General features: G+C 74.7%; 16 protein-coding genes. 10 read left to right on the top strand and 6 right to left on the bottom strand.

The annotated features are described in order from the left end of the window. Positions 1-294 precede the first annotated feature (294 nt). Positions 295-663, top strand: coding sequence for a helix-turn-helix domain-containing protein (locus tag OO57_RS23725; protein WP_033254644.1), 369 nt, complete (start codon positions 295-297; stop codon positions 661-663). Positions 664-715: 52 nt separating this feature from the next. Continuing rightward, entirely contained in the window at positions 716-1,036 is a 321-nt protein-coding gene (locus tag OO57_RS42820; RefSeq protein WP_033254645.1) for a hypothetical protein, read from the top strand. On the opposite strand, the gene OO57_RS23735 is transcribed toward OO57_RS42820, so the two are convergent. Further along, the gene (locus OO57_RS23735) at positions 1,021-5,646 is read right to left on the bottom strand and encodes an ATP-dependent helicase (protein ID WP_033254646.1); all 4,626 of its coding nucleotides are present in this window, start codon (positions 5,644-5,646) and stop codon (positions 1,021-1,023) included. The two genes, OO57_RS42820 and OO57_RS23735, sit on opposite strands and share 16 nt — an antisense overlap. A 150-nt stretch (positions 5,647-5,796) precedes the next feature. On the opposite strand from OO57_RS23735, the gene OO57_RS23740 reads away from it, so the two are divergent. The 7 genes from OO57_RS23740 (at position 5,797) to rny (ending at position 13,488) form a co-directional block, all read left to right on the top strand. Then, a complete protein-coding gene (locus OO57_RS23740; protein WP_033254647.1) occupies positions 5,797-7,413 on the top strand; it encodes a S8 family peptidase in 1,617 nt (538 codons plus the stop codon). Between the two features lie 50 nt (positions 7,414-7,463). Continuing rightward, positions 7,464-7,658 (top strand): DUF3046 domain-containing protein, encoded by a 195-nt coding sequence (locus OO57_RS23745; RefSeq protein WP_033254648.1) that lies wholly within the window; start codon positions 7,464-7,466, stop codon positions 7,656-7,658. Positions 7,659-7,692: 34 nt separating this feature from the next. Continuing rightward, on the top strand, positions 7,693-9,174 hold the full coding sequence (locus tag OO57_RS23750) for an AI-2E family transporter (RefSeq protein WP_081973905.1): 1,482 nt from the start codon (positions 7,693-7,695) through the stop codon (positions 9,172-9,174). Between the two features lie 139 nt (positions 9,175-9,313). Further along, complete coding sequence (locus OO57_RS23755) at positions 9,314-9,619, top strand: hypothetical protein (RefSeq protein ID WP_033254649.1); 306 nt, start codon at positions 9,314-9,316, stop codon at positions 9,617-9,619. 187 nt (positions 9,620-9,806) lie between these two features. Continuing rightward, positions 9,807-10,916: a recombinase RecA gene (gene recA, locus OO57_RS23760; RefSeq protein WP_033254650.1), complete on the top strand. Its 1,110-nt coding sequence runs from the start codon at positions 9,807-9,809 to the stop codon at positions 10,914-10,916. A gap of 4 nt (positions 10,917-10,920) precedes the next feature. Continuing rightward, a complete protein-coding gene (locus OO57_RS45890) occupies positions 10,921-11,865 on the top strand; it encodes a regulatory protein RecX (protein ID WP_234337470.1) in 945 nt (314 codons plus the stop codon). A gap of 219 nt (positions 11,866-12,084) precedes the next feature. Continuing rightward, positions 12,085-13,488, top strand: coding sequence for a ribonuclease Y (rny, locus tag OO57_RS23770; RefSeq protein WP_033254651.1), 1,404 nt, complete (start codon positions 12,085-12,087; stop codon positions 13,486-13,488). Positions 13,489-13,608: 120 nt separating this feature from the next. Here rny and OO57_RS23775 read toward each other — a convergent pair whose 3' ends face one another. The 5 genes from OO57_RS23775 to OO57_RS23795 all read right to left on the bottom strand — a co-directional run bounded on the left by OO57_RS23775 (position 13,609) and on the right by OO57_RS23795 (position 18,687). Further along, positions 13,609-15,279 (bottom strand): FAD-dependent monooxygenase, encoded by a 1,671-nt coding sequence (locus tag OO57_RS23775; RefSeq protein WP_051778156.1) that lies wholly within the window; start codon positions 15,277-15,279, stop codon positions 13,609-13,611. 107 nt (positions 15,280-15,386) lie between these two features. Then, entirely contained in the window at positions 15,387-16,214 is an 828-nt protein-coding gene (locus OO57_RS23780; RefSeq protein ID WP_033254652.1) for an amino acid ABC transporter permease, read from the bottom strand. Then, on the bottom strand, positions 16,211-16,861 hold the full coding sequence (locus OO57_RS23785) for an amino acid ABC transporter permease (protein ID WP_033254653.1): 651 nt from the start codon (positions 16,859-16,861) through the stop codon (positions 16,211-16,213). The genes OO57_RS23780 and OO57_RS23785 overlap by 4 nt, the downstream gene beginning before the upstream one ends. A gap of 43 nt (positions 16,862-16,904) precedes the next feature. Beyond that, positions 16,905-17,828: a glutamate ABC transporter substrate-binding protein gene (locus tag OO57_RS23790; RefSeq protein ID WP_033254669.1), complete on the bottom strand. Its 924-nt coding sequence runs from the start codon at positions 17,826-17,828 to the stop codon at positions 16,905-16,907. 76 nt (positions 17,829-17,904) lie between these two features. Beyond that, the gene (locus OO57_RS23795; protein ID WP_033254654.1) at positions 17,905-18,687 is read right to left on the bottom strand and encodes an amino acid ABC transporter ATP-binding protein; all 783 of its coding nucleotides are present in this window, start codon (positions 18,685-18,687) and stop codon (positions 17,905-17,907) included. Between the two features lie 393 nt (positions 18,688-19,080). Here OO57_RS23795 and OO57_RS23800 point away from each other — a divergent pair, with 393 nt between their 5' ends. Next, the gene (locus OO57_RS23800; RefSeq protein ID WP_033254655.1) at positions 19,081-19,821 is read left to right on the top strand and encodes a response regulator transcription factor; all 741 of its coding nucleotides are present in this window, start codon (positions 19,081-19,083) and stop codon (positions 19,819-19,821) included. Positions 19,822-19,824: the final 3 nt, after the last annotated feature.

Consider the following 19,824-nt stretch of genomic DNA (forward strand, 5'->3'; position numbering starts at 1 on the left):
GCCGCGGTGAAAACCGGCGAACCCACCGCACCAGGCGGGGGATCGTGTTACACCGGATGCTCCGGCCGGACGGAAGCCGACCGGGGGGAATCCCGTCGACCCGGCGTCGACCGTGCGTCCGGAGCCGGACATCCACCCGTCACGAGGGGTTCGACGGCTCCGGAGGGGAAGAATCAGGGAGGGGGCGCCTTGCAGCCCAGAGTGAACACGACCCCGCCCCCCGCACGGGATGCTGGCAAGGCGGTACGGTGGGGTCGTGACATCTCGATCCGCAGTCCGAGGAGGGAGGCACCGATGATTCTGCTCCGTCGCCTGCTGGGCGATGTGCTGCGTCGGCAGCGCCAGCGCCAGGGCCGCACACTCCGCGAGGTGTCGGCAGCCGCCAGGGTTTCGCTCGGGTACCTCTCCGAGGTCGAGCGGGGTCAGAAGGAGGCGTCCTCCGAGCTGCTCTCCGCCATCTGCGACGCGCTCGACGTGCGGATGTCGGAGGTCATGCGGGAGGTCAGCGACGAACTGTCGCTCGCCGAACTTGCGGCGATGGCCACCCTCTCGGAGGGTGATCTGCTGAGGCCGGTGCTCGAACCGGTTCCGCTGCCGGCCCCCGGTGTCGACCGGGCCGGTTCCATCTCGCCCAAGGCGGCGATGGACGTGGTGGCGGCCTGACCGGACCTCGACCGCCCCGCGGACGCGGGGCGCCGGGTGAAGGAGGGCCACGATGCGGAGTGCGCGCAGTGCGCTGCTGCTCGGTGCGACGGCACTGGTCGGCCTGGGCCTGATACTGCTGCTGGTGAGCGGCACCGCGATACACGGCGGTGCCGCTCTCGGCGTGCTCGCGGCCGGGTGGTGGGGGCTCGGGCTGGTCCCGGTGCACGCCAGGACGACGCCCCCCGAGCCGCGGAAACGGGAAACCGACCCGGCGGCACCGGACCGGGCCGGTTCGGACCGGGCCGGGGCGGACCGGGCCGGGGCGGACCGGGCCGGGGCGGACGGGGCTCCCCGGACGGGTGAGGCGCCGCCCGGCTACCGCAGCCGGTAGCCCTTCGGGGTGGGGTGGAAACCGGCCGTTTCCAGCTGCGGGCCCAGCGGGCTGGTGAGGGCCGGGTGGCCGTTGACGCGCTCGACGGTGAGCGGACCGGCCAGCGCGGCCAGCGCGGCGGCCAGCGCGGGCCCCTCGGCGTTCCAGGCCAGCAGCGACCTGCCGCCGCGCTCCAGGTACAGCACCAGCTCGCCGTCGACCAGCGCGACCAGTGAACCCGCCTTGCGGCCCGGCCGGTGGGCGGCCGCGGTGTCCGCCGGGGGCTCCGGCCAGGCCAGTGCCGCGCCGTACGCGTTGGCCGGGTCGGCGGCGGCCAGCACCAGGGCCTGCGGGGGCTGCGCCGCGGTCTCGGCGGCCCAGGCGTCGCCCGTTGCCCGCTCCAGCCGGGAGTTGACAGACCGGAGCCGGTCCGCGGCGCCGTCCATGGCGAACTGGGCGCCGCCGAGGCCCTCGACGAAGTAGCCCCGGCGGGCCCGGCCGCGCTCCTCGAACGCCGACAGCACCCGGTAGACGCCCGCGAAGCCGCCCGGGACGCGCTCGGCGGCCACCGCGCCGCGGGTCAGTACGCCGTGCCGGTCCAGCAGGGCCTGCGCCCGGGCGGCGGCCCGCACCGTCGCCTCGCCGCCGAACGCGGGCAGCAGCGACCAGCGGCCGACCGCGGTCGGCGGGCCGGTGCGGGAGGCCGGGCGGGCCAGGCCGCGCCCCGCGCCGCCGTAGCGGCCGCGCGGGGTGGCGCGCGGTGCGCGGTGCGCGGTGGCGCCCGCGGTGCGGCCGGAGCCGAGCAGGCCGCGCAGCGGGGCCAGGGTGTCGTTGGTGACGTACCCGGCCCAGACCAAGTCCCACAGGGCGTCGGCGATCTCGGCGTCCGGGGTGTCCGGGACGCGCTCGGCGAGCTGACGGAAGAACGCGCCGTAGCCGCCGGTCAGCGCCTCCAGCAGGGCCGCGTGCACCGGGCCCGGGGTGAGCGGCAGCGGCTCGGGGCGCAGCAGGTGGGCGTTCTCCGGCAGGTGGAGGCTGACCCAGCCGTCCTTGCCGGGCAGCGCGCCCGCGCCGGACCAGCCGATCTCGCCCGCTGCCATCAGCTCGTCCAGCAGGGCGGGGGAGTAGTCGGACAGCCGGGCGGGCAGCACCAGCTTCTCCAGGGCGGAGGCGGGCAGCGCGGTGCCCTGGAGCTGCTCGACGACCCGGTAGAGGCCGTCGGCGCCGCGCAGCCGGTGCCCGGCCAGGTGCTGCCACTGCGGGAGGAACGCGGCCAGCGCCTGCGGCGGGACGGCCTCCACCTCGTGCCGCAGGGCGGCCAGCGAGCGGCGGCGCAGGCGGCGCAGCACCTCGGCGTCGCACCACTCCGGGGCGGTGGCGGAGCCGTCGGGCCGGAACTCGCCGCGGACCAGGCGCCCGGCGGAGGTGAGGCGGTCCAGGGTGCCGGTGACGACGGCGGTGCCGAGGCCGAAGCGCTCCGCGGCGTCCCCGGCGGTGAACGGGCCGTGGGTGCGGGCGTGCCGGGCCAGCAGGTCGCCCAGCGGGTCCCTGACCGGCTCGGTGAAGGCCTCGGGGACGCCGACCGGCAGCGGGGTGCCCAGGGCGTCGCGCAGCCGCCCGGCGTCCTCGACCGCGGCCCAGCGCAGGGCGCCGCCGATCCGGACCTGGATCGCCCGGCGGGCGGACTCCAGCTCCAGCGCCCACAGCGGCTGCGCGCCGCGGGCGGCGAGCTCGGCCTCGGAGAGCGGGCCGAGCAGGCGCAGCGCGTCGGCGACGCCCTCGGCGTCCCGGATCCGGCGCTCGGGGGTGAGCCGCTGCAGCTCGGCCTCCAGGTCGGCGAGGACCTGCGGGTCGAGCAGCTCGCGCAGCTCGGCCTGGCCGAGCAGTTCGGACAGCAGCCGGGAGTCCAGCGCCAGGGCGGCGGCGCGCCGCTCGGCGATCGGGGAGTCGCCCTCGTACAGGAACTGGGCGACGTAGCCGAACAGCAGGGAGCGGGCGAACGGGGACGGCTCGGGCGTGGTGACCTCGACCAGACGCACCGCGCGGGACTCCAGGTCTCCCATCAGCTCGACCAGGCCGGGCACGTCGAACACGTCCTGCAGGCACTCGCGGACGGCCTCCAGGACGATCGGGAAGGAGCCGTACTCGGCGGCCACCTCCAGCAGTTGGGAGGCGCGCTGGCGCTGCTGCCACAGCGGGGTGCGCTTGCCGGGGTTGCGGCGGGGCAGCAGCAGGGCGCGGCCGGCGCACTCGCGGAAGCGGGCGGCGAACAGGGCCGAGCCGCCGACCTGGTCGGTGACCAGCTGCTCGACCTCGGCGGCGTCGAAGACCGCGGCGTCGGCGCCGACCGGGGCCTCGTCGGCGGGCGCCCCGGCGGCCGGGGCGGGGACCGGGGCGGCGGGGAAGGCGGGGAAGTCGGCCAGCAGGTCGGCGTCCGGCAGGCGCAGCACGATGCCGTCGTCGGCGTGCATCACCTGCGGGTCCAGGCCGTGCTTCTCGCGCAGCCGGGCGCCGATGGCCAGCGCCCACGGGGCGTGCACCTGGGCGCCGAACGGGGAGTGCACGACGATCCGCCAGTCGCCCAGCTCGTCGCGGAAGCGCTCGACCACGATGGTGCGGTCGTCGGGCAGGTGGCCGCAGGCCGCGCGCTGCTCGGCGAGGTAGGCGAGCAGGTTGGCGGCCGCCCAGTCGTCCAGCCCCGCCGCGCGCAGCCGGGCGGTGGCCGCCTCCGGCTCCAGGGCGCCGACCTCGCGGACGAACGCGCCCACGGCGCGGCCGAGTTCGAGCGGGCGGCCGAGGGTGTCGCCCTTCCAGAACGGGAGCCGGCCCGGGACACCGGGGGCGGGGGTGACCAGCACCTTGTCGTGGGTGATCTCCTGGATCCGCCAGGAGGTGGTGCCCAGGGTGAAGACGTCCCCCACCCGGGACTCGTAGACCATCTCCTCGTCCAGCTCGCCCACCCGTCCGCCCCCCTTCTTGGGGTCCGCGCCCGCGATGAAGACGCCGAACAGGCCGCGGTCGGGGATCGTGCCGCCGGAGGTGACGGCCAGGCGCTGGGCGCCGGGGCGGCCGGTGACCGTCCCGGCGACGCGGTCCCAGACCAGGCGGGGGCGCAGTTCGGCGAAGGCGTCGGACGGGTAGCGGCCGGCCAGCATGTCCAGGACGCCGTCGAACGCGGACTGCGGGAGGGAGGCGAACGGGGCGGCGCGGCGGCACAGGGCGAGCAGCTCGTCGACGTCCCAGACGTCCAGCGCGGTGATCGCGACCAGCTGCTGGGCCAGCACGTCCAGCGGGTTGCGGGGCACCCGCAGGGCCTCGATCCGGCCGCTGCGCATCCGCTCGGTGACCACGGCGGACTGCACCAGGTCGCCGCGGTACTTGGGGAAGAACACGCCCCGCGAGACCGCGCCGACCTGGTGGCCGGCCCGGCCGACCCGCTGCAGGCCGGAGGCCACCGAGGGCGGGGACTCGACCTGCACCACCAGGTCGACGGAGCCCATGTCGATGCCCAGCTCCAGGCTGGAGGTGGCCACCACGGCGGGCAGCCGGCCGGCCTTCAGCTCCTCCTCCACCAGCGCCCGCTGCTCCTTGGAGACCGAGCCGTGGTGCGCCCGGGCCAGCACCGGCGGGGCGCCCGCGGCGGCGCCCGAGCCGCCCATCAGCTCGGCGGGCGCGTGCGCCCCGGGCAGCGGGGCGCCGGTGGCCCGCTCGTGGGCGATCTCGTTCAGCCGGTTGCACAGCCGCTCGGCCAGGCGGCGGGAATTGGCGAACACGATGGTCGAGCGGTGCGCCTGCACCAGGTCGACGATCCGCTCCTCGACGTGCGGCCAGATCGACGACTGCCGCTGCGGGTCGGACTCCTCGGCGGGGGCGGCGGGCAGGTCCGCCAAGTCCGGGACGGGGACGACCACGGACAGGTCGAAGCGCTTGTCGCTGCCGGGCTGGACGATCGCCGCGCCGCGCCGCGGGCTGAGGTAGCGGGCCACCTCCTCGACCGGGCGGACGGTGGCGGACAGGCCGATCCGGCGGGCCGGGCGCTCCAGCAGCTCGTCCAGCCGCTCCAGGCTGAGCGCCAGGTGCGCGCCGCGCTTCGTCCCGGCGACCGCGTGCACCTCGTCCAGGATCACCGTGTCGACGCCGCGCAGGGCCTCCCGGGCGGCGGAGGTGAGCAGCAGGAACAGCGACTCGGGGGTGGTGATCAGGATGTCCGGCGGGTGGGTGGCGAAGCGGCGGCGGTCGGCGGCCGGGGTGTCGCCGGAGCGGACGCCGACCTGCACCTCGGGCTCCGGCAGGCCCAGCCGGACGCCGGCCTGCCGCAGGCCCGCGAGCGGGGCCCGCAGGTTGCGCTCGACGTCGACCGCGAGGGCCTTCAGCGGGGAGACGTAGAGCACCCGGCAGCGGCGCTTCGGGTCGGCCGGGGGCGGGGCGGCGGCGAGCCGGTCCAGCGCGGAGAGGAAGGCCGCCAGCGTCTTGCCGGAGCCGGTCGGGGCGACCACCAGCACGTCCGTCCCCAGCCGGATCGCCGACCAGGCCCGGGACTGCGCCTCGGTGGGGGCGGCGAACGCCCCCGTGAACCAGGCCCGGGTGGCCGGGGCGAAGCCTTGCAGCGGGTCAGCGTCGGAGGTGGCCATGACCCCATGGTGCCCCGACACGCTGACAGGTCACGGAACGGTCACCGTCTGACCCAACTCCGTGCAGCAAATCGTACAAATCGCTCATATCGTGAGGATCCGGACCCGATCCCCGGAGTCCGGCCCTGCCTGACGAGCGGAGACCGTGCGATGGAGCAGGTGAGCCAGGCCCACAGCAGCACCCCCGCCACCCGCCGGCGCCGCAGCGTCCGGGTGCTCGGCGCGACGCTGCTCACCGGACTGCTGCTCGGCGGCGCCGTCCCGTACGTCACCGGCAACGGCGGCACCTACCTCAGCTACCTGGTGCTGGACGAGCGCACCGACGCGCAGGGCGCCGAGCACGCCGCCGACCAGGCCCGGGCGCTCGGCGGCAAGGTCGTCCAGGACTACCCGCAGATCGGCGCGGTGCTCGCCTACGCCGGGCCGCGGTTCGCCGAGGAGCTGCGCGGGCGGCCCGGGATAGCCGCGGTCGGCGCCACCCGAACCGTCCCGGTGCCCTCCCCGCCCCGGCCGCTGGCCGGCTCCGGGTTCACCACCGACACCGGCGTCCGGACCGGGGCCGGAGCTGGAACCGGGGCCGCCGGGGTCGCCGCCGCCGCGCCGCCCGCCGCGGACGACGCGGTCGAGGGCGCCGACGACTCCACCGCCACCGTGCCCGACCCCGGCGAGCAGACCGACTGGAACCTCGCCATGATCGGCGCCCTCGACCGCCCCGCCGGACGGGCCGCCGCCCTGCTGCGCCCGGCGGTCGCCGACCGCGGCACCGACCCCTCCGCGGACCGGGCGGGCGCGCTGCCCACCGCCCAGCAACTGTCCAGGGTCACCGTCGCGGTGCTGGACTCCGGCGTCGACGACACCCACCCCGACCTGCGGGCCGCCGTCGACCCGGCCGCCTCCGCCTCCTGCGCCGACGGCCGCCCCGACCCCCGCAGCGGCGCCTGGCGGCCCGACGACGCGATCAACGAGAGCGGCCACGGCACCCACGTCGCCGGGATCGTCGGCGCCGCCCGCGACGGCCACGGCGTCACCGGCGTCGCCCCCGGCGTGCGGATCGCCGCCGTCCGGCTGCTCGGACCGCTCGGCCAGTACTACGCCGAGAACATCGTCTGCGGCATGCTCTGGGCCGCCGACCACGGCGCCCGCGCGATCAACGACAGCTACTTCGCCGACCCGTGGAAGTACAACTGCCCCGAGGACGCCGACCAGGCCGCCCTCGCCGCCGCCGTCGGCCGGGCCGTCGCCTACGCCCAGCGCAAGGGCGCCGTGGTGGTAGCCTCGGCCGGCAACGACGGGCAGGACCTCAACTCCGGGCGCACCGACCGCCGCAGCCCCAACGACCGCACCTCCGGCCCCCCGGAGGACCGGCAGCTCGGCACCGAGTGCATCCGGCTGCCCGGCGAACTGCCCGGCGTGGTCACCGTCACCGCCGTCGAACGCAACGGCCTGCCCGCCGCGTACAGCAACTACGGGCGCGGCAAGGTCTCCATCGCCGCCCCCGGCGGCGACCCCGACGGCGGCACCCAGGGCGCGGTCGTCTCCGACTGGCCCGGCGGCCGCTACGCCGCCCTGGCCGGGACCTCGATGTCCGCCGCGCACGTCACCGGCGCCGTCGCCGTCGTCGCCGCCCAGCACCCCGACTGGGGTCCGGAGCAGATCACCGCCGCCCTCGCCCGCGCCGCCGACGACACCTGCACCCGCTCCCTGCCGCTCGGCTGCCGGGACCGCGACTACTACGGCGCCGGGATCCTCACCCTGCCCGCCGGCTGAGGCCCGGGCCCGGAGCCGGGCGACCGCCCCGCTGCCCGATACTGGGGCGCATGAGGCTGACCGAATTCTGGCGACGGATGCACGAGCACTTCGGCGAGGCGTACGCGGAGTCCTTCGCGCAGGACCACGTGATGGGCGAGCTCGGCGGCCGCACCGTCCGGCAGGCGCTGGAGGCCGGGTGGGAGGCCAAGGACGTCTGGCGGGTGGTCTGCGTCACGCAAGGGGTGTCGCCGCAACTGAGGTGAGATTATTCGCCCCGGTGTGGGTGAGACTGTCCCGGTGGCGAGCAGCGCAGAGAACCCCGAACCGACCGCCTCCGAACCGACCGCCTCCGAACCGAACGCGCCCACCTACCCGAACGCGTCCGCCGGGCCGAACCCGTCCGGCGATCCGTCCGGCGCTCCGTCCGTCGACCCGGGGTCGGACACCACCGCCCGGGCCGCCGACGCGGTCGCCGAGGCCACCGCCGACGCCGACGCCGACGCCGCCAATGCCGGGGCCGGGGCCGCGGGCACCACGGCCGTCGCCCGGATGCTGCGCCGGGCCGAGCTCGGCGGCGGCGCGATGCCCCGCTGGCTGCCCAGGGCGATGCTGCTGGCGCTGCTCGGCCTCGGCCTCTTCCAGCTCGCCGACTGGGCCTTCCACCAGCTGATCGACCTGTTCGTGATGCTGCTGGTGGCGTTCTTCCTGTCGCTGGCGATGGAGCCCGCCGTCGACCGGATGGCCGCCCGCGGGGTGCGCCGCGGGCTCGGCACCTTCCTGGTGTTCACCGGCCTGGCCCTCGCCGTGGCCGGGTTCCTGGCCTCGCTCGGCACCCTGCTGGTCGACCAGATCACCCAGATCGCCGGGCGGCTGCCGCAGCTGCTGCAGGACCTGATCAACTGGATCAACCGGACCTTCCACACCGACCTGTCGCTCGACCAGCTCCAGCACCAGGTGCTCAAGGACTCCGGCACCATCGAGAAGTACGCCCAGCAGGCCGCCGACAACGTCTGGGGCGTCACCGGCACCGTCATCGGCGGCCTGTTCCAGGCGTTCACCGTCGGCCTGTTCACCTTCTACTTCACCGCCGAGGGCCCCCGGGTGCGGCGCACCGTCTGCTCGCTGCTGCCGCCGTCCAAGCAGGGCGAGGTGCTGCGGGCCTGGGAGATCGCCCTCGCCAAGACCGGCGGCTACCTGTACTCCCGGGCCCTGCTCGCGCTGATCTCCACGCTCGCCCACTGGGTGTTCTTCGCGGCCATCGACCTGCCGTACGCGGCGGCGCTCGCCGTCTGGGTCGGCGTCATGTCGCAGTTCGTGCCCACCATCGGCACCTACCTGGCGGGTGCGCTGCCGGTGCTGGTCGGGCTGACCGTGCAGCCGGTGGACGCGCTGTGGGTGCTGGCCTTCGTCACCGTCTACCAGCAGATCGAGAACTACCTGCTGCACCCGCGGATCACCGCGAAGACCGTCGACGTGCACCCCGCCGTCGCGTTCGGCTCGGTCATCGCCGGGGCCGCCCTGCTCGGCGCGGTCGGCGCGCTGATCGCCATCCCGGTCGCGGCGACCCTGCAGGGCTTCGTCGGGACGTACGTGCGCCGTTACGAGGTCGAGGACGACCCGCGGATCGACCGCGGGGAGGAGCGGCGCGAGCGGCGGCGGCACACCGTCCGGCGGCTGCGGCGGATGGTCTCGGGCGGCGAGCGGGAGGGGACCGAGGGGCGGGAGCAGACGGAGGGGACGCGGGGGCGGGAGCGGCGGGAGGAGCCGCCCGGCGAGTGAGCGCTCCGGGTTCCGGGCGGTTCCGGGCGGGCGCCGGTCGGGTGACGGCGGGGCGGGCCCGGGCCGTGTCGGGCCGTCCGGGGCGGGCGCGCTGCCTAGCGTCGGGCCGGAACGGGTGTCCGGGGAAGGCGGGACGGCGATGCGGCGGAGTGCGGCGACGGTCTGGGCGGTCCTGGTGCTGCTGGCCACCGGCTGGTGCGCGACGGCCGGAGCGGCACCGCTGCCGCCGGGGCCGCCGCCCGCGGCGCCGTACGTCCGGGCTGCGGCGGTGCCCCTCCCGGCGCCTCCGCCGGGTGCGGGCGCGGTGGCCGTTCCGGTGCCGCCGCCGCTGCCGGATGCCGGGGCGGAGGAGTTCGGGGCGGAGGAGCTCGGGACGGTGCTGGTCGGGGCGGCGGCGCTGCTGGTGCTGGGGGTGGTCGCGCTGGTGTTCGCCCGGCGGGAGTGAGGGCGGCGCGGTGCGGCGGGGCCGGGGCGGGGCGGCTGAAGTGCGAGACTGGAATCGAACGTGTGTTCTTTGTACTCTTCGGCGCGGAGTTTTCCACAGGCCGAGCCCGTCCGGGGCCGATTGTCGGTGGGACGCGCTAGCGTCGGTGACGATGAAGCGCACAGGACAGAACCCGAGGGTGGAAGCCATGGCAGGAACGGATCGCGAGAAGGCCCTGGAGGCCGCACTCGCCCAGATCGAGCGGCAGTTCGGCAAGGGCTCGGTGATGCGCCTCGGCGAGAAGGCGAACGAGCCGGTCGAGGTGATCTCCACCGGGTCCACCGCCCTCGACGTGGCGCTCGGCGTGGGCGGCATCCCGCGCGGTCGCGTGGTCGAGATCTACGGCCCGGAGTCCTCCGGCAAGACCACCCTGACCCTGCACCTGGCCGCCAACGCGCAGAAGGCCGGCGGCACCGTCGCCTTCGTCGACGCCGAGCACGCGCTCGACCCCGAGTACGCCAAGAAGCTCGGCGTGGACACCGACGCGCTGCTGGTCAGCCAGCCGGACACCGGCGAGCAGGCGCTGGAGATCACCGACATGCTGATCCGCTCCGGCGCGATCGACCTGGTGATCATCGACTCGGTGGCCGCGCTGGTGCCGCGCGCCGAGATCGAGGGCGAGATGGGCGACTCGCACGTCGGCCTCCAGGCCCGCCTGATGAGCCAGGCGCTGCGGAAGATCGCCGGTGCGCTGAACCAGTCGAACACCACCGCGATCTTCATCAACCAGCTGCGCGAGAAGATCGGCGTGATGTTCGGTTCGCCGGAGACCACCACCGGTGGCCGCGCGCTCAAGTTCTACGCCTCGGTCCGCCTGGACATCCGGCGCATCGAGACCCTGAAGGACGGCACCGAGGCGGTCGGCAACCGCACCCGCGTCAAGGTGGTCAAGAACAAGGTCGCCGCGCCGTTCAAGCAGGCCGAGTTCGACATCCTCTACGGCGTGGGCATCAGCCGCGAGGGCGGCCTGATCGACATGGGCGTCGAGCACGGCTTCATCCGGAAGTCCGGCGCCTGGTACACCTACGAGGGCGACCAGCTCGGCCAGGGCAAGGAGAACGCCCGCAACTTCCTGAAGGACAACCCGCAGCTGGCCGACGAGATCGAGGCCAAGATCAAGGGCAAGCTGGGCATCGGCCCGAAGCCCCCCGAGGCCGAGGGCGACGCCGCCCCCGCCGCCCCCGCGGTGGAGATCCCGGCCGCCGCGGCCCCCGCGAAGGCCGCGGCCAAGAAGACGGCGGCCGCCGCCAAGAGCTGATCCGTTGACACCGCACCAGACCCACCACCCGACACCGGGCCCGTCCGAGGACGGGCCCGGTGCGGGCGTTTCCGGGGTCGAGAACGAAGACGAGTACGAGTACGGGGACGAGTACGGTCCGCCGGACTGGTTCGCGGCCGTGGCCGAAGGAGTCGGCGCCGAGGGGGAGCCGGCCGGTCCGCCGGACCGGTTCGCGGCGGAGGAGCAGCCGGGGCCGTCCCCGGTGGGCGAGCTGCCCGGGCTGGTCCGGGCGTCCGAACTGCCCGGCGGGCGACGGCGGCGGCGCAGTGCGCTGGGGGAGCTGCCGGAGGCGGCGCCGGTGGCGGCGGAGCGGCCGCGGCGGCGGACGAAGTCCGAGCGGGCGGAGCGCGGCGAGCGGGCCGACGGCGCGGGCGGGGCGCGGGAGCCGCGGACGGGGCGGCGCGGGCGGGCCGTCGAGCCGGAGGGCGATCCGGCGGAGCGGGCCCGGGACGTCTGCCTGCGGCTGCTCACCGGGGCCGCCAAGTCCCGCAAGCAGCTGGCCGATGCGCTGCGCCGCAAGGAGATCCCGGAGGAGGTCGCCGAGCAGGTGCTGGACCGGCTGGAGGAGGTCGGGCTGATCGACGACGCGGCCTTCGCCGAAGCCTGGGTGGAGTCCCGGCACGCGGTGCGCGGGCTGTCCCGGCGGGCGCTGGCGCAGGAGCTGCGCACCAAGGGCGTCACCGGGGAGACCGCCGAGCGCGCCCTGCTGCAGGTGGACGCCGACGACGAGACCGAGGCGGCCCGGGCCCTGGTGGAGCGGAAGTTGCGCTCCACCGCCGGGCTGGAGCGGGACGTGCGGATCCGGCGGCTGGTCGGGGTGCTGGCCCGGCGCGGCTACGCCGAGGGCCTGGCGTTCCGGGTGGTGCGGGAGGCGCTGGACGCCGAGGGGGCGGAGGAGTTCGACGGGATGGAGGGGGCGGAGGACTGAGGGCAAAGAGGGCGGACTGAGGGAAGGCTGAGTGAAGGCTGAGGGGGCGGGGGCCGGGGCGACTGGCGATGCGATTTGATGACTGGAGGTCAGATCGTTGGGGCCAATTCTCGATCGCATCTTGACCGTTTCGTAACCTCGGCCTAGCCTCACACTCAGTGGCAGGACGATCGCGGAGGTCGCCTCAGCGGCAGCGTGAGCAGGACGGGGAGTGGCCGGATGGGCATCGCTCAGGGCACCGAAACGGGTTCCTCCCTGCTGCTGGCGGCCGGAGTGCTGATCGGCGCCCTGGTGCTGGTGCTGGCCGCCGGGTTCCTGATGCTCCGCCAGCGCCGCGCCGAGCTCGACCGCCGCGAGGAGCGGCTCACCGCCGAGCTGCACCGGCTGCACCAGCACGAGGACGAACTCGCCACCCGCGCCGCCGAGGCCGAGCGGGTGCGCGGCGAACTCGCCGCGCAGGCCGACGAGAACCGCCTGCTGCGGGAGCGCACCGCCGGGCTGACCGCCGTGCAGGCCCGCGAGGAGATCGTCCGGGCCGCCGAGTCGGAGGCCCGCCGGGAGGCCGCGCTGACCGTCCGGGAGATCGAACGGCGGGCGGTCACCGAGGGCGAGGGCCGGGCCCGGGAGATCATCGCCTCGTCCATCCAGCGGCTGGCCGCCGAGCACACCGCCGACACCGTGGTCACCACCCTGCGGCTGCCCAGCGAGGACATGAAGGGCCGGGTGATCGGGCGCGAGGGCCGCAACATCCGCGCCTTCGAGGCCGTCACCGGCGTCAACCTGATCGTCGACGACACCCCCGGGCTGGTGCAGCTCTCCTGCTTCGACCCCGTCCGGCGGGAGAGCGCCCGGCTCACCCTGGAGGCGCTGCTGGTCGACGGGCGGATCCACCCCGCGCGGATCGAGGAGGCGCACGAGCGCAGCCGGGCCGAGGTCGAGCGGCTGTGCGTCCGGGCCGGGGAGGACGCGCTGCTGACCGTCGGGATCGGGGCGGGCAGCGAGATGTCGCCCGAACTCGTCCGCACCCTGGGCACGTTGCGCTACCGCACCTCGTACGGGCAGAACGTGCTCGGGCACCTGGTGGAGTCCGCGCACCTGGCCGGGATGATGGCCGCGGAGCTCGGCGTCGACCCCGAGCCGGTGCGACGGGCCGCGCTGCTGCACGACATCGGCAAGGCGCTCAGCCACCGGGTGCCCGGCAGCCACGCCGCGATCGGCGCGGAGTTCGCGCGGCGGCACGGCGAGGTGGACGAGGTCGTGCACGCGATAGCGGCGCACCACGGCGAGATCGAGGCGAAGACCGTGGAGGCCGTGCTCACCCAGGCCGCCGACGCGTGCTCGGCCGGGCGGCCGGGGGCCCGCAAGGAGTCGGTCGAGGCGTACGTGCGACGGCTGGAGCGGCTGGAGGAGATCGCCCGGGCGCACGAAGGGGTCACCAAGGTCTACGCGATGCAGGCCGGGCGCGAGGTCCGGGTCATGGTGCAGCCCGAGGCGGTGGACGACCTGCGGGCGCAGGAGATCGCCCGGGAGGTCGCCCGGCAGGTGCGGGAGGAACTGACGTACCCGGGGCAGATCCGGATCACGGTGGTGCGGGAGTCGCGGGCGACGGAGGTCGCCCGGTAGCGCTCGGCGCAGCGCGGCGCGGGGCGCGAGGGGCGGGCAGCTCGGGGCGCCCCGGGGCGGGGTGGTTGCGGTCTTCTCCGTGACGGCGGTGGGTGGTCGGGCGCGCAGTTCCTCGCGCCCCTACCGGGTCTTCTCCTGTTCCAGGCCCGGTTTGGGGGTGAGGGGGGCGGTGAGGGCGTGCAGGGTCTCGGGGTGGAGGCCGGGGGTGGTGCCGAGGAGGTGGCCGTCGGGGCGGACCAGGAGGACGGTGTGCGGGGCGGCGCCGGGGTAGGTGTCGGTGACCAGGACCTCGGTGGGGACGGGCAGGGCGGCGGCGAGGTCGGCGAGGCGGGGCATCAGGCCGGCGCCGAGCCAGTGCTCGGCGGACCAGACGGCGGCGCCGGGGGCGACCAGGACGAGCAGGAAGGGGCCGCCGAGGCGGGCCCGCAGGGTCTCCGCGGTGCCGTCGGCGGTGACCACCGGGAGGTCGGGGACCAGCACGCCGGGGGCGGTCGCCGGGAGCTGTTCGGTGAGCGCGGTGCCGCGGCCGGAGCCGCGCTGCTCGGGGACGCGCGGGGCGACGCCGGAGGGGGCGGCCGGGTAGGCGGGGGCGCCGCCGAAGCGGCCGGTGCCGAGCTGGCCGTCGACGAGCAGCGGGGCGTGCTTGCGGAAGGAGCCGGAGAACAGCGAGCGCCGGGTCTCGGCCCAGCCGCGCAGCGGTCGCAGCAGCGGCATGCTCTGGTCGACGGCGCGCAGCCGGGCGCCGACCGCGCCGCGGCGTTCGGCCTCGTAGCCGTCGAGCAGGGCGCGGTCGGCGCGGTCGCCGGTGGGGGGCAGGTGCCAGGCGAGGGCGAGCCGCCAGGCGAGGTTGTCGGCGTCGCGCAGGCCGTCGGCGAGGTTCTGCATGCCGAGGGCGCCGTGCAGGTGGGCGGCGTCCCCGGCGAGGAAGCTGCGGCCGGTGCGGAAGCGGGCGGCGAGGCGCTGCTGGTAGGTGTGGTCGGCGGCGGCGAGCAGTTGGTGGGGCGGGAGTTCGCCGCACCAGCCGGTGAGCGCGGAGGTGACCCGGGTGAGCAGGGTGTCGCCGGTGACGATGCCGGGCCAGGTGGCGTGCGGGTCGACGGGTTCGGTGGGCTGGGGGCGGCCGGGGGGCAGCCGCCAGTCGAGCCGCCACAGGCCGTCGGGCAGCGGGCGGGCGGAGGCCTCGCGGTCGCCGCGCCACGGGGGTTCGCGGTGCAGCCGGGCCTCGCCGGGGAAGGGCAGGTCGACCCGGACGGTGGCGACGGCGTGCCGGTCGACGGCGGGGCGGCCGGGGAAGCGGACCTTCAGCAGCCGGCGGACGGTGGAGCGGGCGCCGTCGCAGCCGACCAGGTGGCTGCCGCGCCACCAGGCGTCCTGCCCGGCGGATTCGGTGCGGACGCTCACCCCGTCGCGGTCCTGGGCGAGTTCGACGACCCGGTGGCGCGGCAGCAGGCGGATCAGCGGGGTGGCGGCGACGGCGTCGCGCAGGCCGCGCTGCAGGCGGTGCTGGGCGAGGTGCAGGACGGGTTCGGCGTCCAGCGGCAGGCGCAGCACCTCGGCGCGGCGGCGCCAGACGGTGAAGGCGTCCCAGCGGGCGGCGTCGGAGCCGACCCGGGTGTAGCCGATCCGGGCGAGGAAGGCGGCGGTGTCGCCGCCGAGCACGACGGTGCGGGGGCTCTCCGGGCTGACGCCGGTGCCCTCGTCCAGGACGGTGCTGGGGACCTCGTTGCGGGCCAGCGCGAGTGCCAGGGCGAGCCCGACGGGCCCGGCCCCGACGATGATCACCGCGTCCATGTCGGGGCCTTCGGGCGGGCGGCGGCGGCCGCCGGTGGGTCAAGTGCCGGGTGGGAGGTCCCAGGTGGTGTCACGAAGAGCAATGCAACAGATCACCTGGGTGTCCGTCAAGCAGCGGCTGCGACCCGACGGTTCGCGCCGCGGCGGCCGCGCGACTCCAGCCAGTGCGCCAGGCCGCTCAGGGCGAGGCACATCGCGATGTAGATCGGGGTGATCACCAGGACGACCGGAATGTACGGGTAGCCGTCGGAGTTGGAGGCGATCAGCTTGCCCGCGTACAGCAGCTCGGGGTAGGTGATGATGTAGCCGAGCGAGGTGTCCTTGAGGGTGACGACCAGCTGTCCGATGATCGCGGGCAGCATCGTCCGGACCGCCTGCGGGACGAGCACCAGGCTCATCACCTGGGTCTTGCGCAGGCCCAGGGCGTAGCCGGCCTCGGACTGGCCGCGCGGGACGGCGTTGATGCCGGAGCGGATGACCTCGGCCTGCACGGCGCCGTTGTACAGGGTCAGGCCGATGACCAGGCCCCACATCGGCTGGGCGGTGAACACCGCCTGGTACAGCGCGAAGATCATGATCACCAGCGGCATGGCCCGGAAGAACTGGACCACGGCGGTGCACACCGCGCGCACCGGGCGGTGGTCGGAGAGCCGGCCGACGGCGAGCAGGGCGCCGAGGACCAGCGAGCCGACCGCGGCCAGGCCGAACGCCTTCAGGGTGGCCAGCACGCCGTCGAGGATGCGCTGCTGGACGGCGCTGTACTGGAACGGGTCCCACAGCCAGCCGTCGAACTGGCCCTGGTCGATCAGGGTGGTGACCACCCACCAGACCAGGCCGACGACGCCGAGCACGCCGAGCAGGCCGGCCAGCCGGTAGCGCATCCGGGCCCGCGGGCCGGGGACGTCGTACAGGACGGAGGCGGAGCGGGTGCTCATCGGACCACCGCCGTGCGCCGCTCCAGGGCGGAGAAGACCGCGCCGACCGAGAAGCTGATCACCAGGTAGGCCAGGGCCAGCCAGAAGAAGAGAGCGAAGATGTCGTAGCCCTTCTCGGTCAGGGTCTTCTGGACGCTGAACAGCTCGAACACGTTGAAGGCGCCGGCCACGGCCGAGTTGCGGGGCAGGGCGATGAACACCGAGCCCATCGGCGCGATCACCGCGCGGGCGGCCTGCGGCAGGACCACCAGGCCGAGAGTCTGGCCGAAGCCCATCCCGAGCGAGCGGGCGGCCTCGGCCTGGCCCAGCGGCACGGTGTTGATGCCGGCGCGCAGCACCTCGCAGACGAAGCTGCCGGTGTAGATGCTGAGCGCGGCCACGGCGGCCGTGAAGCTGCTGATGTGCACGTCCAGCCGCGGCAGCACGAAGGTCACCGCGAAGAACATCAGGGTCAGCGGGGTGTTGCGGAACACCGTGACCCAGGTGGTGCCGAAGGTCCGCAGCACCGGGACCGGTGAGACTCGGAAGGCCGCCAGCACGACGCCCAGCAGCAGTGCGAACAGGGCGCTGAGCGCGCTGAGTTCGATCGTCCCCAGGAACCCGCGGACGAACAGCGAGAAGTTGCCGTCCTCGAACGGTATGCCCATGCCGGCGGCCCTCCTTTCTCGGTACCGGTGTCCTGTCGGGACGTCAGGAGGCGGTGGTCGGGTCCAGCGCGGGGACGGACGGCGCCTCGGCACCGGACAGGCCCAGGGTGGCGTCGTACGCCTTCTTCCAGTCGCCGTTGTCCTCGTGCTTCTTGAGGGCGTCGTTGATCGCCTTCTGCAGCACCGCGTCGCCCTTCTTCAGGCCGACGCCGTAGCGCTCCTGGGAGAAGGTCGCGCCGACGACCTTGAGCTGGCCCTGGTTCTTCGCCGCGTAGCCCTTGAGGATCGCGTCGTCGGTGGTGACGGCGTCGACCTCCTTGGTGAGCAGCTTCTCCACGCAGAGCGAGTAGCTCTCGAACTGGGTGACCTTGGCGCCGTACTTCTGGATGTTGGCGACCGAGGTCGAGCCGGTGACCGTGCAGACCGCCTTGTCCTTGGTGGTCTCGGCGCTGGTGATGTCGGTGTTGTCCTTGTTCACCAGCAGGGACTGGCCGGCGATGTAGTACGGGCCGGCGAAGTCGATCGTCTTCTTGCGGTTGTCGTTGATCGAGTAGGTGCCGACGTAGTAGTCGACCTGGCCGCCGGCCAGCGAGGTCTCGCGGGCGCTGGAGTTGATGGTGGTGAACTGGATCTGGTCGGCCGAGAAGCCGAGGTCGGCGGCGATCATCTTGGCGATCTCGATGTCGAAGCCGTTGCGCTTGCCGGTCTGCACGTCCTCGAAGCCGAGGAACGGCTGGTCCGACTTGGCGCCGATGCGGAGCTTGCCGTTCTTCTTGGCCTCGACCCAGGTGGGCGAACCGTCCAGCTTGGCGTCGGCGTTGACCTGGTAGGTGGGCAGCTGCGGGGCGGCCGAGCCGCCCTTGGTGCCGGCGGAGTCCGAGTTCGGGGATCCGTCCTTGCCGCAGGCGGCGACCGCCGTCAGGGCGAGCACGGACAGGGCGGCGGCGACGGTACGGCGGGCCTTCATGCGGTCGTTCTTCTCCTCGGTAGGGGCCATCGCTGGCTCCGGGCAAATTCGAACTGACGCTAGAACAACACGGGACTCAGTGGTGCAGGATCTTCGAAAGGAAGTCCTTGGCGCGGTCGCTGCGCGGCGCGGTGAAGAACGCCTCGGGGGTGTTCTGCTCGACGATCCGGCCGTCCGCCATGAACAGGACGCGGTTGGCGGCCGAGCGCGCGAAGCCCATCTCGTGGGTCACCACCACCATGGTCATGCCCTTGGCGGCGAGCGAACGCATCACCTCCAGCACCTCGTTGACCATCTCCGGGTCGAGGGCCGAGGTGGGCTCGTCGAACAGCATCACCTTGGGGTCCATCGCCAGCGCGCGGGCGATCGCCACCCGCTGCTGCTGGCCGCCGGACAGCTGGGCGGGGAACTTGTCGGCCTGCGCGCCGACGCCGACCCGCTCCAGCAGTTCGCGGGCGGTCTTCTCCGCCTCGGCCCTCGGCACCCGGCCGACCTTCACCTGGGCCAGCACCACGTTCTGCAGCACGGTCTTGTGCGCGAACAGGTTGAAGGACTGGAACACCATGCCGACCTGGGCGCGCAGCCGGGCCAGCTCGCGGCCCTCCGCGGGCAGCGGGCGGCCGTCGACCTCGATCGTGCCGGAGTCGATCGTCTCCAGCCGGTTGATCGTGCGGCACAGCGTGGACTTGCCGGAGCCCGACGGGCCGATCAGCACCACGACCTCGCCCTGGGCGATGTCCAGGTCGATGTCCTGCAGCACGTGCAGCGCGCCGAAGTGCTTGTTCACCCCGCGCAGCGACACCAGCGGGGTGCCCCGGCCCTTCTCGGGCACGCTCGGGTCGGCACTGTTCTCGGTCATCGCGGCTCGCTCCCTCGTCCTCCGAACCCGGGCCAACTCGCAGGGGCCGCAGAGCCGGTGATGGTCCGTCTGATGTCCGGGGGCCGGAGCCGGCGGAGCCCTCGGCCCCCGGACTGGGGTGACTTTAGACAGGTACACGACTCCTCGTCAGCCGATCTGAGCTGAACTTGAGGATCACGGTTCGGCTACGCCGGGTAGTCGGGAGGTAGCGGATACCGGCTGGGTAACGGACCGGGCAACCCGGTTGACCGGGTGACCCCCGATGGGGGTGGATGCCAGGATGGGCCGGTCCCGATCCGGGCACCACCGGGTCGGGCGTCGGGCCGCCGAGCGTCCGGACGCGTGCGAACGACGACCGTGCCGACTCCACCCGCGCCACCGGAAGGGAACCCGATGCGCCTGCTCCTGGTCGAGGACGACGACCGCGTGGCCGCCGCCCTGGTCGCGGTGCTGGGCCGGCACGGCTTCCAGGTCCGGCACGCCCGCAGCGGCCACGAGGCGCTGGACGCGCTGGTGCCCGACGGCAGCGACCCGTACCGGGTGGTGCTGCTCGACCTCGGGCTGCCCGACCGCGACGGCTTCGAGGTGTGCAGCCGGATCCGGGCCGGCAGCGGCGTGCCGGTGATCATGGTGACCGCGCGGGCCGACATCCGCTCCCGCATCCACGGCCTCAACCTCGGCGCCGACGACTACGTGGTCAAGCCCTACGACATGGGCGAGCTCCTGGCCCGCATCCACGCGGTGGCCCGCCGCGGCACCCCCCGGCCCGCCGAGGAGAGCGGCCCCGAACCGGCCGGACCGCTCGCCTCCCGCGGCATCGAGATCGACCGCGAGCGCCGCCGGGTCTCCGTCGAGGGCCGCGACGTCCCGCTCACCCGCAAGGAGTTCGACCTGCTGGCGCTGCTCGCCCAGAGCCCCGGCGTGGTCTACCGCCGCGAGCAGATCTTCAGCGAGGTCTGGCGCTCCGGCTGGGAGGGCAACGGCCGCACCCTGGAGGTGCACATCGGCTCGCTGCGCACCAAGCTCGGCCTGCCCGGCCTGGTCGAGGCCGTCCGCGGCGTCGGCTACCGGCTGATCCCGGGCCAGCCCGACGGCGAGCCCGGCCCCGTCGGCGACGGCCCGGCGGAGCGCTGACCG

It is taken from the genome of Kitasatospora phosalacinea (genome assembly GCF_000717185.1).
Lineage (GTDB): Bacteria > Actinomycetota > Actinomycetes > Streptomycetales > Streptomycetaceae > Kitasatospora > Kitasatospora phosalacinea_A.

Coding starts and splice junctions, on each gene's coding strand:
- OO57_RS23785 (WP_033254653.1), bottom strand. CDS start 16,861: ATGGGCATACCGTTCGAGGACGGCAACTTCTCGCTGTTCGTCCGCGGG.
- OO57_RS23740 (WP_033254647.1), top strand. CDS start 5,797: ATGGAGCAGGTGAGCCAGGCCCACAGCAGCACCCCCGCCACCCGCCGG.
- OO57_RS23745 (WP_033254648.1), top strand. CDS start 7,464: ATGAGGCTGACCGAATTCTGGCGACGGATGCACGAGCACTTCGGCGAG.
- OO57_RS23790 (WP_033254669.1), bottom strand. CDS start 17,828: ATGAAGGCCCGCCGTACCGTCGCCGCCGCCCTGTCCGTGCTCGCCCTG.
- recA (WP_033254650.1), top strand. CDS start 9,807: ATGGCAGGAACGGATCGCGAGAAGGCCCTGGAGGCCGCACTCGCCCAG.
- OO57_RS23795 (WP_033254654.1), bottom strand. CDS start 18,687: ATGACCGAGAACAGTGCCGACCCGAGCGTGCCCGAGAAGGGCCGGGGC.
- OO57_RS23800 (WP_033254655.1), top strand. CDS start 19,081: ATGCGCCTGCTCCTGGTCGAGGACGACGACCGCGTGGCCGCCGCCCTG.
- OO57_RS42820 (WP_033254645.1), top strand. CDS start 716: ATGCGGAGTGCGCGCAGTGCGCTGCTGCTCGGTGCGACGGCACTGGTC.
- OO57_RS23780 (WP_033254652.1), bottom strand. CDS start 16,214: ATGAGCACCCGCTCCGCCTCCGTCCTGTACGACGTCCCCGGCCCGCGG.
- rny (WP_033254651.1), top strand. CDS start 12,085: ATGGGCATCGCTCAGGGCACCGAAACGGGTTCCTCCCTGCTGCTGGCG.
- OO57_RS23755 (WP_033254649.1), top strand. CDS start 9,314: ATGCGGCGGAGTGCGGCGACGGTCTGGGCGGTCCTGGTGCTGCTGGCC.
- OO57_RS23735 (WP_033254646.1), bottom strand. CDS start 5,646: ATGGCCACCTCCGACGCTGACCCGCTGCAAGGCTTCGCCCCGGCCACC.
- OO57_RS23775 (WP_051778156.1), bottom strand. CDS start 15,279: ATGGACGCGGTGATCATCGTCGGGGCCGGGCCCGTCGGGCTCGCCCTG.
- OO57_RS23725 (WP_033254644.1), top strand. CDS start 295: ATGATTCTGCTCCGTCGCCTGCTGGGCGATGTGCTGCGTCGGCAGCGC.